Origin of the sequence: Sulfitobacter sp. SH22 (assembly GCF_965641905.1) — a bacterium.
Lineage (GTDB): Bacteria > Pseudomonadota > Alphaproteobacteria > Rhodobacterales > Rhodobacteraceae > Sulfitobacter.
On the sequence record NZ_OZ282573.1, the window covers coordinates 1,857,879 to 1,872,800 of the forward strand.

Annotated in this window: 15 protein-coding genes; 7 read left to right on the plus strand and 8 right to left on the minus strand. The window is 56.9% G+C overall.

Annotation, left to right across the window (positions count from 1 at the left end):
• The 3 genes from ACSQ13_RS11095 to ACSQ13_RS11105 all read right to left on the minus strand — a co-directional run bounded on the left by ACSQ13_RS11095 (nucleotide 1) and on the right by ACSQ13_RS11105 (nucleotide 3,571).
• On the minus strand, nucleotides 1–1,761 hold the full coding sequence (locus ACSQ13_RS11095) for a peptidoglycan -binding protein (protein ID WP_295509768.1): 1,761 nt from the start codon (nucleotides 1,759–1,761) through the stop codon (nucleotides 1–3).
• Between the two features lie 2 nt (nucleotides 1,762–1,763).
• A complete protein-coding gene (locus ACSQ13_RS11100) occupies nucleotides 1,764–2,966 on the minus strand; it encodes a biopolymer transporter ExbB (protein ID WP_295509770.1) in 1,203 nt (400 codons plus the stop codon).
• Between the two features lie 74 nt (nucleotides 2,967–3,040).
• Complete coding sequence (locus ACSQ13_RS11105) at nucleotides 3,041–3,571, minus strand: gamma-glutamylcyclotransferase (protein WP_176250544.1); 531 nt, start codon at nucleotides 3,569–3,571, stop codon at nucleotides 3,041–3,043.
• 70 nt (nucleotides 3,572–3,641) lie between these two features.
• Here ACSQ13_RS11105 and ACSQ13_RS11110 point away from each other — a divergent pair, with 70 nt between their 5' ends.
• Complete coding sequence (locus tag ACSQ13_RS11110; protein ID WP_176250545.1) at nucleotides 3,642–4,646, plus strand: DUF2125 domain-containing protein; 1,005 nt, start codon at nucleotides 3,642–3,644, stop codon at nucleotides 4,644–4,646.
• Between the two features lie 56 nt (nucleotides 4,647–4,702).
• Here the strand turns inward: ACSQ13_RS11110 and ACSQ13_RS11115 are convergent, their stop codons facing one another.
• The 3 genes from ACSQ13_RS11115 to rpsD all read right to left on the minus strand — a co-directional run bounded on the left by ACSQ13_RS11115 (nucleotide 4,703) and on the right by rpsD (nucleotide 7,500).
• On the minus strand, nucleotides 4,703–5,623 hold the full coding sequence (locus ACSQ13_RS11115) for a prephenate/arogenate dehydrogenase family protein (protein WP_176250546.1): 921 nt from the start codon (nucleotides 5,621–5,623) through the stop codon (nucleotides 4,703–4,705).
• A gap of 1 nt (nucleotide 5,624) precedes the next feature.
• Entirely contained in the window at nucleotides 5,625–6,707 is a 1,083-nt protein-coding gene (gene hisC / locus ACSQ13_RS11120; protein WP_176250547.1) for a histidinol-phosphate transaminase, read from the minus strand.
• A gap of 172 nt (nucleotides 6,708–6,879) precedes the next feature.
• Entirely contained in the window at nucleotides 6,880–7,500 is a 621-nt protein-coding gene (gene rpsD, locus ACSQ13_RS11125) for a 30S ribosomal protein S4 (RefSeq protein WP_176250548.1), read from the minus strand.
• Nucleotides 7,501–8,014: 514 nt separating this feature from the next.
• On the opposite strand from rpsD, the gene ACSQ13_RS11130 reads away from it, so the two are divergent.
• Nucleotides 8,015–9,046 carry a fatty acid desaturase gene (locus ACSQ13_RS11130; protein ID WP_176250549.1) on the plus strand — a complete coding sequence of 344 codons (1,032 nt, stop codon included), beginning with the start codon at nucleotides 8,015–8,017 and terminating at the stop codon, nucleotides 9,044–9,046.
• Nucleotides 9,047–9,064: 18 nt separating this feature from the next.
• On the opposite strand, the gene ACSQ13_RS11135 is transcribed toward ACSQ13_RS11130, so the two are convergent.
• Nucleotides 9,065–9,637 carry a DNA-3-methyladenine glycosylase I gene (locus ACSQ13_RS11135; RefSeq protein ID WP_176250550.1) on the minus strand — a complete coding sequence of 191 codons (573 nt, stop codon included), beginning with the start codon at nucleotides 9,635–9,637 and terminating at the stop codon, nucleotides 9,065–9,067.
• Between the two features lie 135 nt (nucleotides 9,638–9,772).
• Between ACSQ13_RS11135 and ACSQ13_RS11140 the strand changes: the two genes are divergently transcribed.
• The 3 genes from ACSQ13_RS11140 (at nucleotide 9,773) to phbB (ending at nucleotide 12,812) form a co-directional block, all read left to right on the plus strand.
• A complete protein-coding gene (locus ACSQ13_RS11140; protein ID WP_255200207.1) occupies nucleotides 9,773–10,615 on the plus strand; it encodes an EAL domain-containing protein in 843 nt (280 codons plus the stop codon).
• 119 nt (nucleotides 10,616–10,734) lie between these two features.
• Entirely contained in the window at nucleotides 10,735–11,910 is a 1,176-nt protein-coding gene (locus tag ACSQ13_RS11145; protein WP_176250551.1) for an acetyl-CoA C-acetyltransferase, read from the plus strand.
• Nucleotides 11,911–12,089: 179 nt separating this feature from the next.
• Nucleotides 12,090–12,812, plus strand: a complete 723-nt coding sequence (gene phbB / locus ACSQ13_RS11150) for an acetoacetyl-CoA reductase (RefSeq protein WP_176250552.1) — start codon at nucleotides 12,090–12,092, stop codon at nucleotides 12,810–12,812.
• 58 nt (nucleotides 12,813–12,870) lie between these two features.
• On the opposite strand, the gene ACSQ13_RS11155 is transcribed toward phbB, so the two are convergent.
• On the minus strand, nucleotides 12,871–13,005 hold the full coding sequence (locus ACSQ13_RS11155) for a hypothetical protein (protein WP_255200208.1): 135 nt from the start codon (nucleotides 13,003–13,005) through the stop codon (nucleotides 12,871–12,873).
• 109 nt (nucleotides 13,006–13,114) lie between these two features.
• Here ACSQ13_RS11155 and ACSQ13_RS11160 point away from each other — a divergent pair, with 109 nt between their 5' ends.
• The gene (locus tag ACSQ13_RS11160; protein WP_176250553.1) at nucleotides 13,115–14,053 is read left to right on the plus strand and encodes a transcriptional regulator GcvA; all 939 of its coding nucleotides are present in this window, start codon (nucleotides 13,115–13,117) and stop codon (nucleotides 14,051–14,053) included.
• A complete protein-coding gene (gene yddG / locus ACSQ13_RS11165; RefSeq protein WP_295509781.1) occupies nucleotides 14,050–14,919 on the plus strand; it encodes an aromatic amino acid exporter YddG in 870 nt (289 codons plus the stop codon). Before ACSQ13_RS11160 ends, yddG begins: the two co-directional genes overlap by 4 nt.
• Nucleotides 14,920–14,922: the final 3 nt, after the last annotated feature.

The following is a 14,922-nucleotide window of genomic DNA, read 5'->3' on the forward strand; positions in this document are numbered from 1 at the left end:
TTATTTTTCCGTAAATTTCAATTCGATCCGGCGGTTCTGGGCACGCGCTTCTTCGCTATTTCCGCTGGCCACGGGCTGGTATTGGCCAAAGCCGTTTGCGGCCAGACGGTCAGGCGCGATTCCCAGAAAATTGATCATATATTTGACCACCGACAAGGCGCGTGCCTGGCTCAGCTCCCAGTTATCCTCGAACTGCCCTTGGCCCGACAAAGGCTGGTTATCCGTATGCCCGTCCACCCGGATAACCCAGTCGATTTCCGGCGGTATTTCAGTGGCAACGTTACGCAAGATGCTGGCAACCTTGGCAATTTCGCCACGCCCGTCTTCCGATAAAGTCGCGGCACCGGGGGGGAACAAGACCTCGGACGAAAAGACGAAACGGTCGCCTTCGATCCTGACGCCCGGCTGATTGCCTAACAAATCGCGCAACCGGCCAAAGAACTCAGACCGGTATTGCTCAAGATTTTTCGTTTCAGCCTCAAGACGTTTGCGCTCTGCCGCTTCCAACTCGGCGCGGCGGCGTTCCTCGGCAGCGACGCGGGCCAGCGCCGTGTTCAGATCAGACCCGAGCGATTGCAATTGCACTTGCGTCGCGGCATCGCGCGCTACAGCGTCGTCCAGCAATGACTGCAATTCGCCCAATTGCCCGCGCAGGGATGCGACTTGCTGGTTCAGCAACTCGGTCTGGCGTTGTGCTTCGGCGCTGATTTTCTCTTCTCCGGCCAAGGCAGATTGCGCCATCGCCAAAAGCGCTGCCTGCTTTTCCGCATCGGTCATCTGTTTGTCTGCCTGCGCCAACGCGGCTAACCGCGCCGCTTCGGATGCACCCAGTTTGGCGTCCAGCTCTGCTTGGGCTGCGCGCGCGGCGGCCAACAGGGTTAATGTGTCTTCGGCATCTTTGCGCTGCGCCTCAAGCGCGAGGGTCATTGCGGTCAGTTCCGCATCGGCATCCTGCAACCTTGCGCGCAGCAATTCGGCTGCTGCGGCTTCGGCAAGACGGTCTGCCTCGGCCTGTGTCAGCGCGGCAGCCTTGGCCAACCGGTCCGCTTCGACCTGCGATAACGTCGCTTCATTCGCCAGACGGTCCGCTTCGGCTTGGGATCGCGCTGTTTCAGCGGCAAGCTGTGCGGCGGTCAGTTGGGACTGTGCATCGGCGTTTCGTGCGCGTAGATCGGCGACCAGCGCATCCAAGGCATCCCGCCGCGCGGCCGCAAGCCGTGCCGCTTCGGCCTGTGCATCCGTCTCTGATCTGGCCTGCGCCAAGGCCAGATTTAGCGCCTCCTGCGCCGTCAGCAAATCGGCCTGCTCCCCCTCAAGCGACGTGATCCGCGCTTGGGCGTCTTCGCGCTGCGACAACAAGGTCGCGACTTGCGCTTCGAAATCCGTGATCGTTGCCTTCGCGTTCTCAAGTTGCTCGGCCTGCGCTGCGCTTACCGAAGTGAGCGATGCAATGAGCGCCGCTTGCTCCGCCGCCTGATCGCGCGCCGAGGTGAGAGATACATTCAATGCCCCGACCTGCGCCTCAAGTTCAGCGCTGGTTTGCCGTTCCATCCCAAGGGCTTGCGCCAAGGCCGCGACCTCGCCCGACAGGGAATTCAGTTCGTCTTCCTGCCCGCTGATTTGCTGGGTTTGGACAGCTTGCAGGACCATAAAAATGGTCAAAACAAACATCAGCACCAACAAAAGCCCGGTCATCGCATCGACAAAACCGGGCCAGATGGAAGATTGAAACCGTGATCCTGAGCGTCGGGAAAGCGCCATGACTAGTGGCCCTCGGGCTCTGGCTTGTCAGGGCTGCGCATCCGTCGTGGCTCTGATGAACGCGGTGCCGATAATGCCTTGGCCAACAATGAAATATCCTTGCGCAATTCGGCCATGGTCTCTTGGCGGCCCGCCGAGATTTCTTCCAAAATCCGCAGCATCTGCACATCAATGGACCGCAGACGCATCCGGCTTTCGGCATCGACGTGGTCGTCGGTTTCCTGGCCTTCAAGCACCGCGATCATGCGTTCCTGGCCTTTTGCGATCCGGTCCAGACTGTCGTTTGACGCATCCCCCTGCGCGCTGCGTTCGGTCAAAGCCTCGATCGCAGTGGCAAGTGTTCCAAGCCGCGTATTCAAGGCGGTCTGGCTTTCCGTGGAGTCGCCGATCAACTGCCTGAAGCTGTCCATTTGTTCGGTGATGTGATCCAGCACGCCCGCCACGGCACTGTGATCCGGTGTGCCTTCTTCTCCGGCGGAAAATCCGATGCGGGTGATCGAACTCAGCCAGTCTTCGAGTTCCTGGTAAAAGCGGTTTTGACCATGGCCCGCGAAAAGTTCCAACAGGCCCACGACCAGCGATCCGGCCAGGCCAAGCAAGGATGATCCAAACGCCACGCCCATCCCGCCAAGCTGGGATTCAAGGCCCGTCATCAGCCGTGCAAACATGTCGGTGCTGCCGTCGCCTTCTTGTGGGGCAAGGCTGCGAATGGTTTCGACCACCGCGGGTACGGTTGTCGCCAACCCATAGAACGTCCCCAAAAGTCCAAGGAATATCAACATGTTAACGATATATCGCGTAATTTCCCGCGCCTCGTCGATGCGTGTGGCGACCGAATCCAGAATGGACCGGGTTGATGATGCATTCACCTGCATCCGCGCGCCGCGTGTCCGCAGCAGTGATGCCAGCGGGGCCAGTAATTGCGGGGCAACGGTTTCGGGATCAGGCGCATCTGACGCAAAGTTTTCGATCCAGCGCACCGACCCGATCAATTGCAGCACCTGATAGAAACAGGCGATCACACCGATAAAGAAAACGGCGATGATCACGCCGTTCAGATAGGGGTTCGCCGCAAAAATCGGCAAAACGCTGGGCAGCGCCAAAAAGGCACCAATACCGGTCAGCCCAAGGGCGATCAGCATCAAGGTAATCTGCCGTACCGGCTGGGAAAACTGGGGTTTAGATGAGCGGTCTGACTGCGCCATGCCTCGTCGATCCTGACACTTTTGTGCTTCTATCGTGGCACCTTACACTCAAGTCCCGCATTTATGCCAAGGATTTATGCGCAAAGCATCTTTACCCGGTCGTGCAGCCATTCAAGCGCAGGGTCATGCAGCCCGATTTGGGTCAGATGGCTGGCGGTGTTAAACAGATATTCAGTATTCGGCCCCATACCACCGACAGCATTTGCAATAATTTGCGCCTGCTCTTCCAGGGCCAGGCCACCGCAATACTGATCATGATCCGCATCAATCACATAGACCAACGCCGTGATCACGCGCCCGTCTGTCAGTTGAACGTCCAGATTTCGCTCCACATAAGCCGAGGAAATCAGTTCGCGCTCGCGCAGATATTCAAGGGTCTGTTCTTCTTGGCCAGGCACCACACGCAAGGCCATTCCGTCACAGGCTGTCCCGGTCACCGCATCCAGCGCCAGCACCAGCCCCGGCTGGTCGACCGTCCCGCGATGATGGATCGACCGCATACAAAACGAACGGGCATAGCCCGGCAAGCGCCCAACGACGCTTTCCGCCACGTCAAATCCCGGTTTCCACAGCAAACTGCCATAGCCGAATACCCACATTTCCATCACTCTGGTCCTTTGTCTCCCGCAGCGTTAAAGCGGGCCTGTCTGTCATGTTAATAAGGTTTTTGTCGCCATGGGCAAGCTGATCGGAATTGTCGTTTTTTTTGCCATTATCTGGTGTGGATGGTGGGCCGTGGCGTCAACCGGCATGCAGCGCGGGATTGCACGCTGGCTTGATGTCCGCCGCAATCTGGGCTGGCAGGCCGATGTGAGCAGCATGGAAAAAATGGGCTTTCCAATGCGTTTGCACACCCGGATGAAGGATATCGCAGTTGCGGACCCGACCACCGGCGTTGCTGTCGGCATGGATCAGATGGATATTTCGGTGCCGACCTATTGGCCCGGTTATGTGACCGTCGCACTGCCCCAAACACCGATCACCCTGGCCAGCCCCAATCTGCGCGCCAGCGTGACCGCGACCGCCGCCGTTGCTGACTTGCGCCTGCGCCCGGGCAGATCATTGCAGCTGCAAAGCCTTGGCCTAAAGGGCGGGGACTGGTCCGTGGATACGGCAGCCGGCAGCCTTGTCGGGGCTAACGGGATCGACCTGAACATGGCGCAGCAGGCCGCGGACATTCCCGTTTATGACATGAGAGTGAACGCCGTCGATCTGGTACCCGGTCAGCTGCCCCGCAGTTTTCTGGGGCTTTCCGACGACTGGCCCGTGGCATTCGATACGTTCACCGCCGATATGACGGTGACATTTGACCGCCTCTGGGATCGCCGCGCGTTAGAACGCAGCCGTCCCCAACCCCGGGTCATCGACATCAAGCTTGCGCAATTCATCTGGGGCGAGATTGAGTTGCGGGGCACCGGCAATCTGACCGTAGACGAAGAAGGACTGGCCAGCGGGACCGTGACGGTGAAGGCTGAAAACTGGCCTACCATCTTGGATATGGTTGGAAATGCGGGATATTTGCCCGCGAACATGCGTCCTCAGGCGGAACAGATGCTAAAAGGGTTGGCGCAAATGAACGGCCAGACGACGGGGCTGGACCTGACAATCACCCTTCAGGCCGGCCGTATGTCGATGGGGTTTTTGCCCCTGGGCCGCGCGCCCCGCATCATCTTGCGGTAACGCGCAGCGTCAAAATGCAAACGGTTTTGGTGAAAACCACGCGCGTTCGGGCCGGATTACTTCTTGGCTGGTTGACGCCCAAAGTTCGGGGCATCCGTATCCTGACCGGCCTGAATAATGCTGCGCCGGATCGCGCGGGTCCGCGTGAAATACGCATGTAGATGGTCACCGTCCCCCGTGCGAATGGCGCGTTGAAGGGCAAACAGCTCTTCGGTGAAGCGGCCCAAAATCTCGAGCGTCGCGTCCTTGTTGGTCAGGAACACATCGCGCCACATGGTCGGGTCCGACGCGGCAATCCGCGTGAAATCCCGAAATCCGGCGGCCGAATATTTGATGACTTCGCTATCCGTCACACGGCGCAAATCGTCGGCAACGCCCACCATGGTATATGCAATCAAATGCGGCGCATGGCTGGTCACGGCGAGGACAAGGTCATGATGCTCTGCGTCCATTTCCTCGACATTTGCGCCCAGCCCTTCCCACAGATTTCGCAAGCGGGCGATTGCATTTACGTTCGTGTCGGGGACCGGAACCAGCAGGCACCAGCGGTTGTCAAAAAGTTCGGCAAAGCCGCTACGCGGGCCGGAATGTTCGGTCCCGGCAAGGGGATGGGCCGGAATGAAATGCACGTTGTCGGGCAATAGCGGACCGACTTGGGCGATCACATCGGCCTTGACGGACCCCACATCCGTGACCGTGCAGCCCGGTTTCAGAAAACCTGCCATCTCCGCCGCGACCGACCCCATGACCCCCACCGGCACACAAAGCACCACCAGATCTGCGTCTTTGACAGCCTTGGCAATGGAATCGCAAACCTCGTCACACAGGCCGATTTCGCGCGCGGTATCGCGGGTTTCGGCACTGCGCGCAAAGCCCGATACCGTCCCGGCAAGCCCCGCGCGTTTCATCCCCCAAAACATCGACGACGCGATCAGACCCAGCCCGATCAGGGCGACTTTCTCGTAAATGACCGGCATATCAATCGCCCTTAAATTGACGGATGGCGTGAACCACACGGCGGCACGCGCTTTCGTCGCCAACGGTAATCCGCAAACATGCAGGCAGCTTGTACCCTGCCACGCGACGCACAATCAGCCCTTGGGTTTTCAGGTATTCATCGCAGGCCTCGGCCTCGGTCTGTGACTTGAAGCGCGCCAGAATAAAATTCGCACAAGACACGTCAGACGGCACCCCGATTTCAGCCAGGGCATCCGCCATCCAGCTTCTCCAACGCGCGTTTTCAACACGGCAATGTTCGGCATAGGCGACATCTTTAATGGCAGCTTCGGCGGCGTTCAGCCCTGCCTGCGACAGGTTAAATGGCCCCCGCACGCGGTTAAGAACCTCGATAATATGGGCAGGCCCATAGCCCCAGCCGACCCGCAAGCCGCCCAAGCCATATAGCTTGGAAAACGTCCGCGTCATGATGATGTTGTCATGCGCATCAACCAATGCGGCACCACCATCATACCCTTCGACATACTCGGCATAGGCCCCGTCAAGAACCAGAATGGCCTCCTTGGGAATCCCATTCGCCAGCCGCTCGATCTCGCTTAGGCCGATCATGGTGCCGGTCGGGTTGTTGGGGTTGGCAATGAAAACCAGCCGCGTCTTGTCGGTGCAGCCGGCCAGCAGCGCGTCAACATCGGTGACACGTTCGTTTTCCTTGACCTCAACCGGTGTGGCACCGTTTGCCAATGCGGAGATGCGGTACATGCCAAAGCCGTGTTCGGTGTGCAGCACCTCTGTGCCCTCGCCCGAATAGGCCTGGCACAAAAACGCGATAATCTCGTCCGACCCGGCACCGCAGATAATGCGATCCGCATCCAGCCCGTGCACATCTGCGATGGCATGGCGCAGCTTGCCGTGATCGGATGACGGGTAACGGTGCAAATCGTAAGACGCATCGCGAAACGCCTTGATTGCAGCGTCGGACGGCCCCAACGGATTCTCGTTCGAGCTAAGCTTGATCACATTCTCAAGCCCCTCAACATGGGATGCCCCACCTTGGTAAAGGTCGATATCCATGATGCCGGGTTGCGGGCGAATTGCGGTAGTCATCAATAAAATCTCCTGTCGGGCGGACCATAGACCCGTGCCGTAATCAGCGCCACCTGTGATCTTGGCCCTGCGTCACTTGGCATATGCCCCACGCAAGCCCCCTGATCAAACGGAAAAGGGCCGCGCCGGTATTCTCCAGCGCGGCCCCTTGGCAATAGATATGCGAGGAACCTTAGTTCTTCGCGTAGAATTCGACCACGAGGTTCGGTTCCATAACGACAGGGTATGGCACGTCGCCCAATGTTGGGGTGCGCACGAATGTCGCTGTCATTTTGGAGTGATCGACTTCCATGTAGTCAGGAACGTCACGCTCGGCCAGTTGAGTGGCTTCCAGCAATGCAACCATCTGCTTGGAACGGTCACGTACTTCGATCACGTCGCCTTCTTTTACGCGGTAGGAAGGAATGTTAACCTTCTTGCCGTTCACTTTGACGTGGCCGTGGTTCACGAACTGGCGCGCAGCGAAAACGGTCGCAACGAATTTGGCACGGTACACAACCGCGTCCAAGCGACGCTCGAGCAGACCGATCAGGTTTTCACCTGTGTCGCCTTTTACACGCTCGGCTTCACCGTAAATGCGGCGGAACTGCTTTTCGGTCAGGTCGCCGTAGTAGCCCTTGAGCTTCTGCTTGGCGCGCAGCTGGATACCGAAGTCGGAAATTTTGCCCTTGCGGCGCTGACCGTGCTGGCCGGGGCCATATTCGCGACGGTTTACCGGGGATTTTGGACGGCCCCAGATGTTTTCGCCCATGCGGCGGTCAATTTTGTGCTTGGCAGCGGTGCGTTTGGTCACGGCTGTTCTCCTTCATATGGCCCTTGCGGGCGGTAAAGGGCGTTGTCCTCTGGCATAAAGCCCGACAGGGATCCCTTTGCAGGGTCCACCAACACCAATGAAGCCGCGCTTATACGAGGGTTCACCGCGGAGTCAATGCGAGAAGTCCTAATATCAGGTGAAGAACCAACCGCGGTGCAATTTAAAGCTTGGTTGGCGGTTTAGAGGGTATGTGTTCAACTTCGGGCCGCCGCCGCCGCGCCAACGTCAGCCATTGCACCAAAACAAGAAAAATGGGCAGAAAATGGAGGGAGTGCGCAGATATTTTGGCCTTGTTAATTTTATTGTAGCTATTTTGTCATCACAGTAACCGTCATAAATCGGTCAGGTTCCTGTTAACTACTTCCGGCTGAACGGTTTTCTCACTTGGGCAAAAAACAGAGGATGCAATCATTGCCTGGTTAATTTTTTTTGCGTTGTTTAAACGGCGCATTCGTTTATCAAGGCCACGGGTAAAAACTAGAAAAGCAGGCACATGAACGATACTTCCAAGGTCTTTGGGCCAACTACGGGCTCAATACCAGCGCGCGACTGGATTAAAGTGCTGTCAAATTACCGCGATCCCAATGCATTGCGAAGCACGTTTGAGCTCGCCGTTACGGTGGTGCCGTTCATTGCGTTGTGGTCGCTTGCATGGGCTTCATTGTCCATCAATCCTTGGCTCACCCTTGTAATTTCGGTCTGTAACGCCGCATTTTTGCTGCGTTTGTTTGCCATTCAGCATGACTGTGGACACTATGCGTTCTATTCCAACCGCGCGCTGAGTGACTGGATCGGCCGGGTGCTTGGCGTCCTGACATTGACCCCTTATGATGTCTGGAAGCGGTCACATGCGATGCACCATAGCACATCGGGCAATTTGTCGCGCCGCGGCATAGGCGATATCGACACCCTGACAGTGGCCGAATACCGCGCCCTGACCCCCAAAAAACGCCTGCTGTACCGCCTTTATCGGCATCCGCTTGTTCTGTTCGGTCTGGCACCGCTTTACTTGTTCTTTATCCAGCAGCGGGTTCCCATGGGGTTAACCAAACAAGCCCGCTATTGGGTCAGTGCCATGTGCACGAATGCCGCAATCCTGATCGCGCTGTCCGTTGTATTTTACTTTGGCGGGCTCAAGCCGATCCTGCTGATCTTCCTACCCACAACACTTTTGGCCGCAACCGCCGGGGTGTGGTTGTTCTATGTTCAACACCAGTTTGAAACGACCCTTTGGGACGTGGACCCCACTTGGGACATTCACGAGGCAGCCCTGAACGGCAGCTCGCACTATAAACTTCCTGCACCTTTACAATGGCTTAGCGCAAATATCGGAATCCATCACGTGCATCATTTGTACAGCCGCATTCCGTTTTACCGTCTTCCCGAAGTCTTGCGTGATCATACCGCTTTGGCACAGATCAACACCCTCACCATTCGGGAAAGCTTTGCAAACGCGCGCCTTCACCTGTGGGACGAGAGCAGCAAAAAACTCTTGTCATTTGCACAGGCCACAAAGGCGAAGTAACGCGCTTTTACTCATTTGTTACCCTTTGGTCATCGATGCGACAACATCGTGTCGGTGGCAGGTGACAAGGTGGTCGTTAACCATGCCGACCGCCTCCATAAATGCATAAACGATGGTGGGCCCACAAAATTTGAAGCCCTCTTTCTTCAGGTCTTTGGATATTTGCGTTGATAACGCGGTCGAAGGCGGCACCTGAGCTTGGCTGGCAAAGCGGTTCTGCAAGGGTGCCCCGCCGACATAGTTCCACAAATACGCGTCAAACCCTTCACGCGCCTCGATTTTTTGCCAGACACGCGCGTTGGTAATCGTCGCTTCAATTTTGCCGCGGTGGCGGATGATACCAGGGTTTTGCAGCAGTTTTTCAACATCGGCAGCCCCCCAATCGGCGATCACGTCGGGGTCAAACCCCGCAAAGGCCTCGCGAAAGTTCTCTCGCTTTTTAAGGATCGTGATCCAGCTTAGCCCCGCCTGAAACCCGTCGAGCACCAGCTTTTCCCACAACGCCCGGCTATCGTATTCCGGCACACCCCAGTCAGTATCATGATAATCAAGGTAAATTTGTTCCGGGCCTGCCCAATCACAACGTTGCATCGTCACTCCTTTATTCCCGTTACAATGAACGTGCCGTTTATAATGACAAATCTATATTCATTCGACATTTAACCTGCCCTTATCAAAACACCATGCATGAACGCAGCATAGTCCGGGAAAAAAGGAATCTGCCACGTGCATCAGCGGTCCAAACATTGTTTCGCCGACCTTCCCGACGGGGGTGGCAGTCCTCTCGACTATGCCGTGACACAGCGTGACCAATCGACCATTGCAATGGTCCAAGACGCCGTCGATCACAAACAAACATTAATGGCATATCAACCAATTTTGCGTGATGTGGCCAGCCATAAGATCGCCTTTCATGAGGGGCTTATTCGTGTTTTGGACCCAACTGGCCGGGTGATACCTGCGCGGGATTTTATGCCCGTCGTTGAAAACACCCAACTGGGCCGCCAGATTGACGTGCTATCCTTGGACGCAGGCATGATCACCTTGCAGGCCCACCCGGAATTGCGGATTTCGATCAACATGTCCGCCAGATCAATCGGCTTCAGGGCGTGGACAACCATGTTGAACAGGTGGCTGTCACGGGAACCAACGATCGGGGAGCGTTTGATCCTCGAAATCAGTGAACAATCGGCCATGCTGATGCCCGAACTGGTGTCAGATTTCATGAAGCGCATGCAAGACAAAGGGGTTTGTTTTGCACTGGATAATTTCGGGTCTGGCTATGCCGCCATCCGATTTTTCAAGGACCTCTACTTCGATATTCTGAAAATTGACGGGCAGTTCACACGTGACATTGCACAGAACTCTGAAAACCGCGCGCTTGTCACTGTCATGGTATCTATTGCCGAAAACTTCGACATGGTGACTGTCGCGGAACAGGTTGAAAACATGGATGATTGTGCAGTTCTGGCCCAGCTGGGCGTCGACTGCCAGCAAGGGTATCTATTCAGTGCGCCAACCACCCGGCCCTATTGGGCCATCAAGCCCGAAAACCGCAAAACAGGATAAGCCTTACGTCGAGATTGCCGCGTCTGCTGCAATGCGGTATATCCGGCTTTCAGAAGGCTAGGGGATCGCAAGGAAGTTGCGATGGGAACCCCATCGGTCAATAACCTGAGGAAATACACATGACGAATGTTGTCATCGCATCCGCAGCACGCACAGCCGTGGGTAGCTTTAACGGATCTTTTGCAAATACACCTGCCCACGATTTGGGTGCCGCTGTTCTGAAAGAGATTGTCGCGCGCGCAGGGATTGATGCATCAGAGGTTTCTGAAACCATTCTTGGTCAAGTTTTGACAGCTGCACAGGGACAAAACCCCGCACGTCAGGCCCATGTAAATGCTGGATTGCCGATTGAATCCGCGGCCTGGTCGATCAACCAAGTTTGCGGATCCGGCTTGCGCGCCGTCGCACTGGCCGCACAGCACATCCAACTGGGCGATGCCGATATTGTGGCTGCAGGCGGCCAGGAAAACATGTCGTTGAGCCCCCACGCACAAAACCTGCGCCCCGGCCAGAAAATGGGCGACCTTCAGTTCATTGACACAATGATCAAAGACGGTCTTTGGGATGCATTCAACGGCTACCATATGGGTCAAACAGCTGAAAACGTTGCGGAAAAGTGGCAGATTAGCCGCGACGCGCAAGATGAATTCGCGGTGCGCTCCCAGAACAAGGCTGAGGCCGCGCAAAAAGCGGGCAAGTTCGCCGACGAGATTGTTGCCTACACAATCAAGACCCGCAAAGGCGAGACTGTCGTCGACAGTGACGAGTACATTCGCCATGGCGCGTCCATGGAAGCGATGCAAAAGCTGCGCCCTGCCTTTACAAAAGACGGCTCAGTCACTGCAGCGAATGCTTCGGGCCTGAACGACGGTGCGGCTGGCGCATTGCTGATGTCGGCGGACAACGCCGAGAAACGCGGCATCACGCCACTGGCACGTATCGCATCCTACGCAACAGTTGGCCTTGACCCGACCATCATGGGTGCCGGGCCAATCTACGCCTCCCGCAAGGCGTTGGAAAAAGCCGGCTGGAAGCCCGAAGACCTCGACCTTGTAGAGGCCAACGAAGCATTTGCGGCACAGGCTTGCGCCGTTAACAAAGAGATGGGCTGGGACCCGGAAATCGTGAACGTCAATGGCGGTGCGATCGCTATCGGTCACCCGATCGGTGCCTCGGGCGCGCGAATCCTGAACACCCTTCTGTTCGAAATGCAGCGCCGTGGCGCGAAAAAGGGTCTTGCGACCTTGTGCATCGGCGGCGGCATGGGCGTCGCAATGTGCCTTGAGCGCCCCTAACTCGACCCCGCACGGCGCAGATTGATGCGCCGTGCACTTCTCTTAGAAAACATTTGCAAAAAGCTTGGCCAAAACGGTTGCAAAGCCTGCACATGATGTTTTATCAATCTTTGACGTAATAAAATTGCGCAGCCGTTATCAAAAATGAAATAACGTTGCCGTTAGGGGAGAGGATCACCATGTCACGTGTCGCACTTGTGACCGGAGGTAGCCGCGGAATCGGTGCCGCCATTTCAACAGCACTCAAGGACGCCGGTTACACCGTCGCCGCCACCTATGCTGGCAACGACGAAGCCGCAGCAAAATTTACCGAAAGCACCGGCATCAAGACATATAAATGGAATGTCGCCGATTACGACGACTCCAAAGCGGGCATCGCAAAAGTCGAAGCCGATCTTGGCCCTGTAGAAGTTATCGTCGCCAACGCAGGCATCACGCGTGACGCACCTTTTCATAAAATGACGCCAGATCAATGGCATGAGGTGGTCAACACCAACCTGACCGGCGTGTTCAACACCATCCACCCGATTTGGCCAGGCATGCGTGAACGCAAATTTGGCCGGATTGTCGTGATCAGCTCGATCAATGGTCAAAAGGGGCAATTCGCGCAGGTGAACTATGCCGCGACCAAGGCCGGTGATCTGGGCATCATAAAATCCCTCGCCCAAGAAGGCGCACGCGCAAACATCACAGCCAACGCAATCTGTCCGGGCTATATCGCCACTGACATGGTCATGGCCGTCCCTGAAAAAGTACGCGAGTCGATTATTGCGCAGATCCCGGCCGGTCGTTTGGGCGAACCAGAAGAAATCGCCCGCGCGGTTCTGTTTCTGGTCGCGGATGACGCAGGATTTATCAACGGGTCCACGATTACGGCGAACGGCGCTCAGCACCTCGTCTGACGTCACGCACAGTTTGAGCTTTGAAAGGCCAGCGCAGGGATGCGCTGGCCTTTTGACATTACCGCGCGCGTGAATGGTTCTTATCCGACACCCCGAACAGCCAGCCCCAAAATGCCAAGGTTACCCGGGCCCGCTCCCGATGCGCCTGCTCCATCGCGTTTCGTGCGGCGCGGTTTGTTGTTGCTTCAATCATCTTCAAATCCAATCTATCAAGCAATTCTGTTCTGTGCTTAAGATTGCCCAAAGGTATCCGCTTAACAAACGAGACTTTCTGCGCTTCACATAAGAAATACTTAACTGATATGACAGATCGCCTGCCCCCACTCACTGCATTGCGCGCCTTCGAAGCCGCGGCACGGCACCTGTCTTTCGCAGCAGCCGCAGCCGAGCTCAACGTGACGCCAGCAGCCCTAAGCTTTCAGATCAAGTCGCTAGAGGCCCATTTCGGTGCGCCACTTTTCCGCCGCCTGAACCGTGCCGTCGAATTGACCGAGGCAGGCATCGCCCTTGCCCCCGGTGCAACAGACGGGTTTCAGACACTGGCCAGCGCCTGGCGCAGTGCACAGCGCACACAGGATCACCACTCTTTGACCGTGACAGCGGGGCCCGCTTTTACAGCCAAGTGGCTGGCACCAAGGCTATTCGAATTCGCCCAAGCGCACCCGGAAATTGAACTTCGGTTTTCGGCTTCATTGCGAAAGATGGATTTTGCGCGCGACAATATTGATGTCGCGATCCGGTTCGGATCATCTGTGGATCCCGGCCTTTATGCGCTCCCCCTTGCGGAGGAATGGGTGACGCCGGTCATGACGCCTGAACTGGCCGCCCGATACCCCACGCCCGCCAGCCTGCAACACGCGCCGCTGATCATCGACGAATCAATCGCGTTTTTGGACCCGCCGATGGATTGGAACAGTTGGTTTGCCGCTATGGGCCTGCCTGCCCTAGCGGTTCAGGGGCCCCGCTTTTCCCAGGCAGACCACGCCACAGACGCGGCATTGGCGGGTGTGGGTGTTGTCCTTGGCAGACGCGCATTGGTGATCAAGGATCTGGCCGAAGGGCGGCTGGTTGCACCTTATAATGCCGCACTTGCCACAGGGGCGCGATTCTGGTTTCTCTGCCCGAAGACGGCGCAGGACCGGCCGCAAATCATAGCTTTCAGGGAATGGATCATGCGCGAGATCAACAAGACTTCGGCCCTTGCCGACGCCATCCAGATCATCCCAAGGCCCACGGCATGACGCGGCCCCAAGCAACGCTGATCGGTTTTACTGCGGTTTTGCTGTGGTCGCTGCTGGCGCTTTTCACCGTCGGCACCGCACCGACCCCGCCGCTTTTGCTGAACACACTGTGTTTTTCGATCGGGGGCGTGCTGGGGCTGATCTGGTGCTTGGCCACTGGTACCCTTGGCACGTTGAAGACCGTGCCGCTGCGGGTGTATCTGTTCGGCATTGCAGGGCTTTTCGGGTATCACGCGCTGTATTTTTCCGCCCTGCGACTGGCCCCCGCCGCAGAGGCCGGGTTGATCGCGTATTTATGGCCTTTGCTGATCGTTGTATTTTCCGGCCTCCTGCCCGGAGAGATTTTGCGCAAGGGGCATGTTTTTGGCGCCGTATTAGGATTCGCCGGGGCGGCGTTGATCATCTCGAACGGATCAGGCAGCTTTCAGGCGCAGTATCTGCCGGGCTATCTGCTGGCCATCTGTTGCGCCCTGACCTGGTCGGCCTATTCGCTGCTGTCGCGGCGCATCGGCACGGCCCCCACGGCCAGCGTTGTTGTCTTCTGCCTTGGCACAGCGGCCTTGTCCCTGCCCTTGCATCTGCTGTTCGAAGAGACCGTCCTGCCCACGACAGGCTTGGGATGGGCCAGCATTGTGGGCTTGGGCCTTGGCCCTGTCGGTTTGGCATTCTATGTCTGGGATATCGGGGTGAAACGCGGAGACATCCAATTGCTTGGTACCAGTTCTTATCTAGCCCCCTTGCTGTCGACGATTATTCTGGTGGTTTCTGGTGTCACGCCCGCCGAACCCATTCTGTTTTGGGCGGCTGCGTTGATCACTGGCGGCGCTTTATGTGCAGCGCGCGCCAGTTACGTTAAGTCTGGTTAAATG

Coding starts and splice junctions, on each gene's coding strand:
- hisC (WP_176250547.1), bottom strand. CDS start 6,707: ATGACTACCGCAATTCGCCCGCAACCCGGCATCATGGATATCGACCTT.
- ACSQ13_RS11160 (WP_176250553.1), top strand. CDS start 13,115: ATGACAGATCGCCTGCCCCCACTCACTGCATTGCGCGCCTTCGAAGCC.
- ACSQ13_RS11135 (WP_176250550.1), bottom strand. CDS start 9,637: ATGCAACGTTGTGATTGGGCAGGCCCGGAACAAATTTACCTTGATTAT.
- ACSQ13_RS11105 (WP_176250544.1), bottom strand. CDS start 3,571: ATGGAAATGTGGGTATTCGGCTATGGCAGTTTGCTGTGGAAACCGGGA.
- ACSQ13_RS11145 (WP_176250551.1), top strand. CDS start 10,735: ATGACGAATGTTGTCATCGCATCCGCAGCACGCACAGCCGTGGGTAGC.
- ACSQ13_RS11110 (WP_176250545.1), top strand. CDS start 3,642: ATGGGCAAGCTGATCGGAATTGTCGTTTTTTTTGCCATTATCTGGTGT.
- ACSQ13_RS11100 (WP_295509770.1), bottom strand. CDS start 2,966: ATGGCGCAGTCAGACCGCTCATCTAAACCCCAGTTTTCCCAGCCGGTA.
- phbB (WP_176250552.1), top strand. CDS start 12,090: ATGTCACGTGTCGCACTTGTGACCGGAGGTAGCCGCGGAATCGGTGCC.
- ACSQ13_RS11095 (WP_295509768.1), bottom strand. CDS start 1,761: ATGGCGCTTTCCCGACGCTCAGGATCACGGTTTCAATCTTCCATCTGG.
- ACSQ13_RS11155 (WP_255200208.1), bottom strand. CDS start 13,005: ATGATTGAAGCAACAACAAACCGCGCCGCACGAAACGCGATGGAGCAG.
- ACSQ13_RS11130 (WP_176250549.1), top strand. CDS start 8,015: ATGAACGATACTTCCAAGGTCTTTGGGCCAACTACGGGCTCAATACCA.
- yddG (WP_295509781.1), top strand. CDS start 14,050: ATGACGCGGCCCCAAGCAACGCTGATCGGTTTTACTGCGGTTTTGCTG.
- ACSQ13_RS11115 (WP_176250546.1), bottom strand. CDS start 5,623: ATGCCGGTCATTTACGAGAAAGTCGCCCTGATCGGGCTGGGTCTGATC.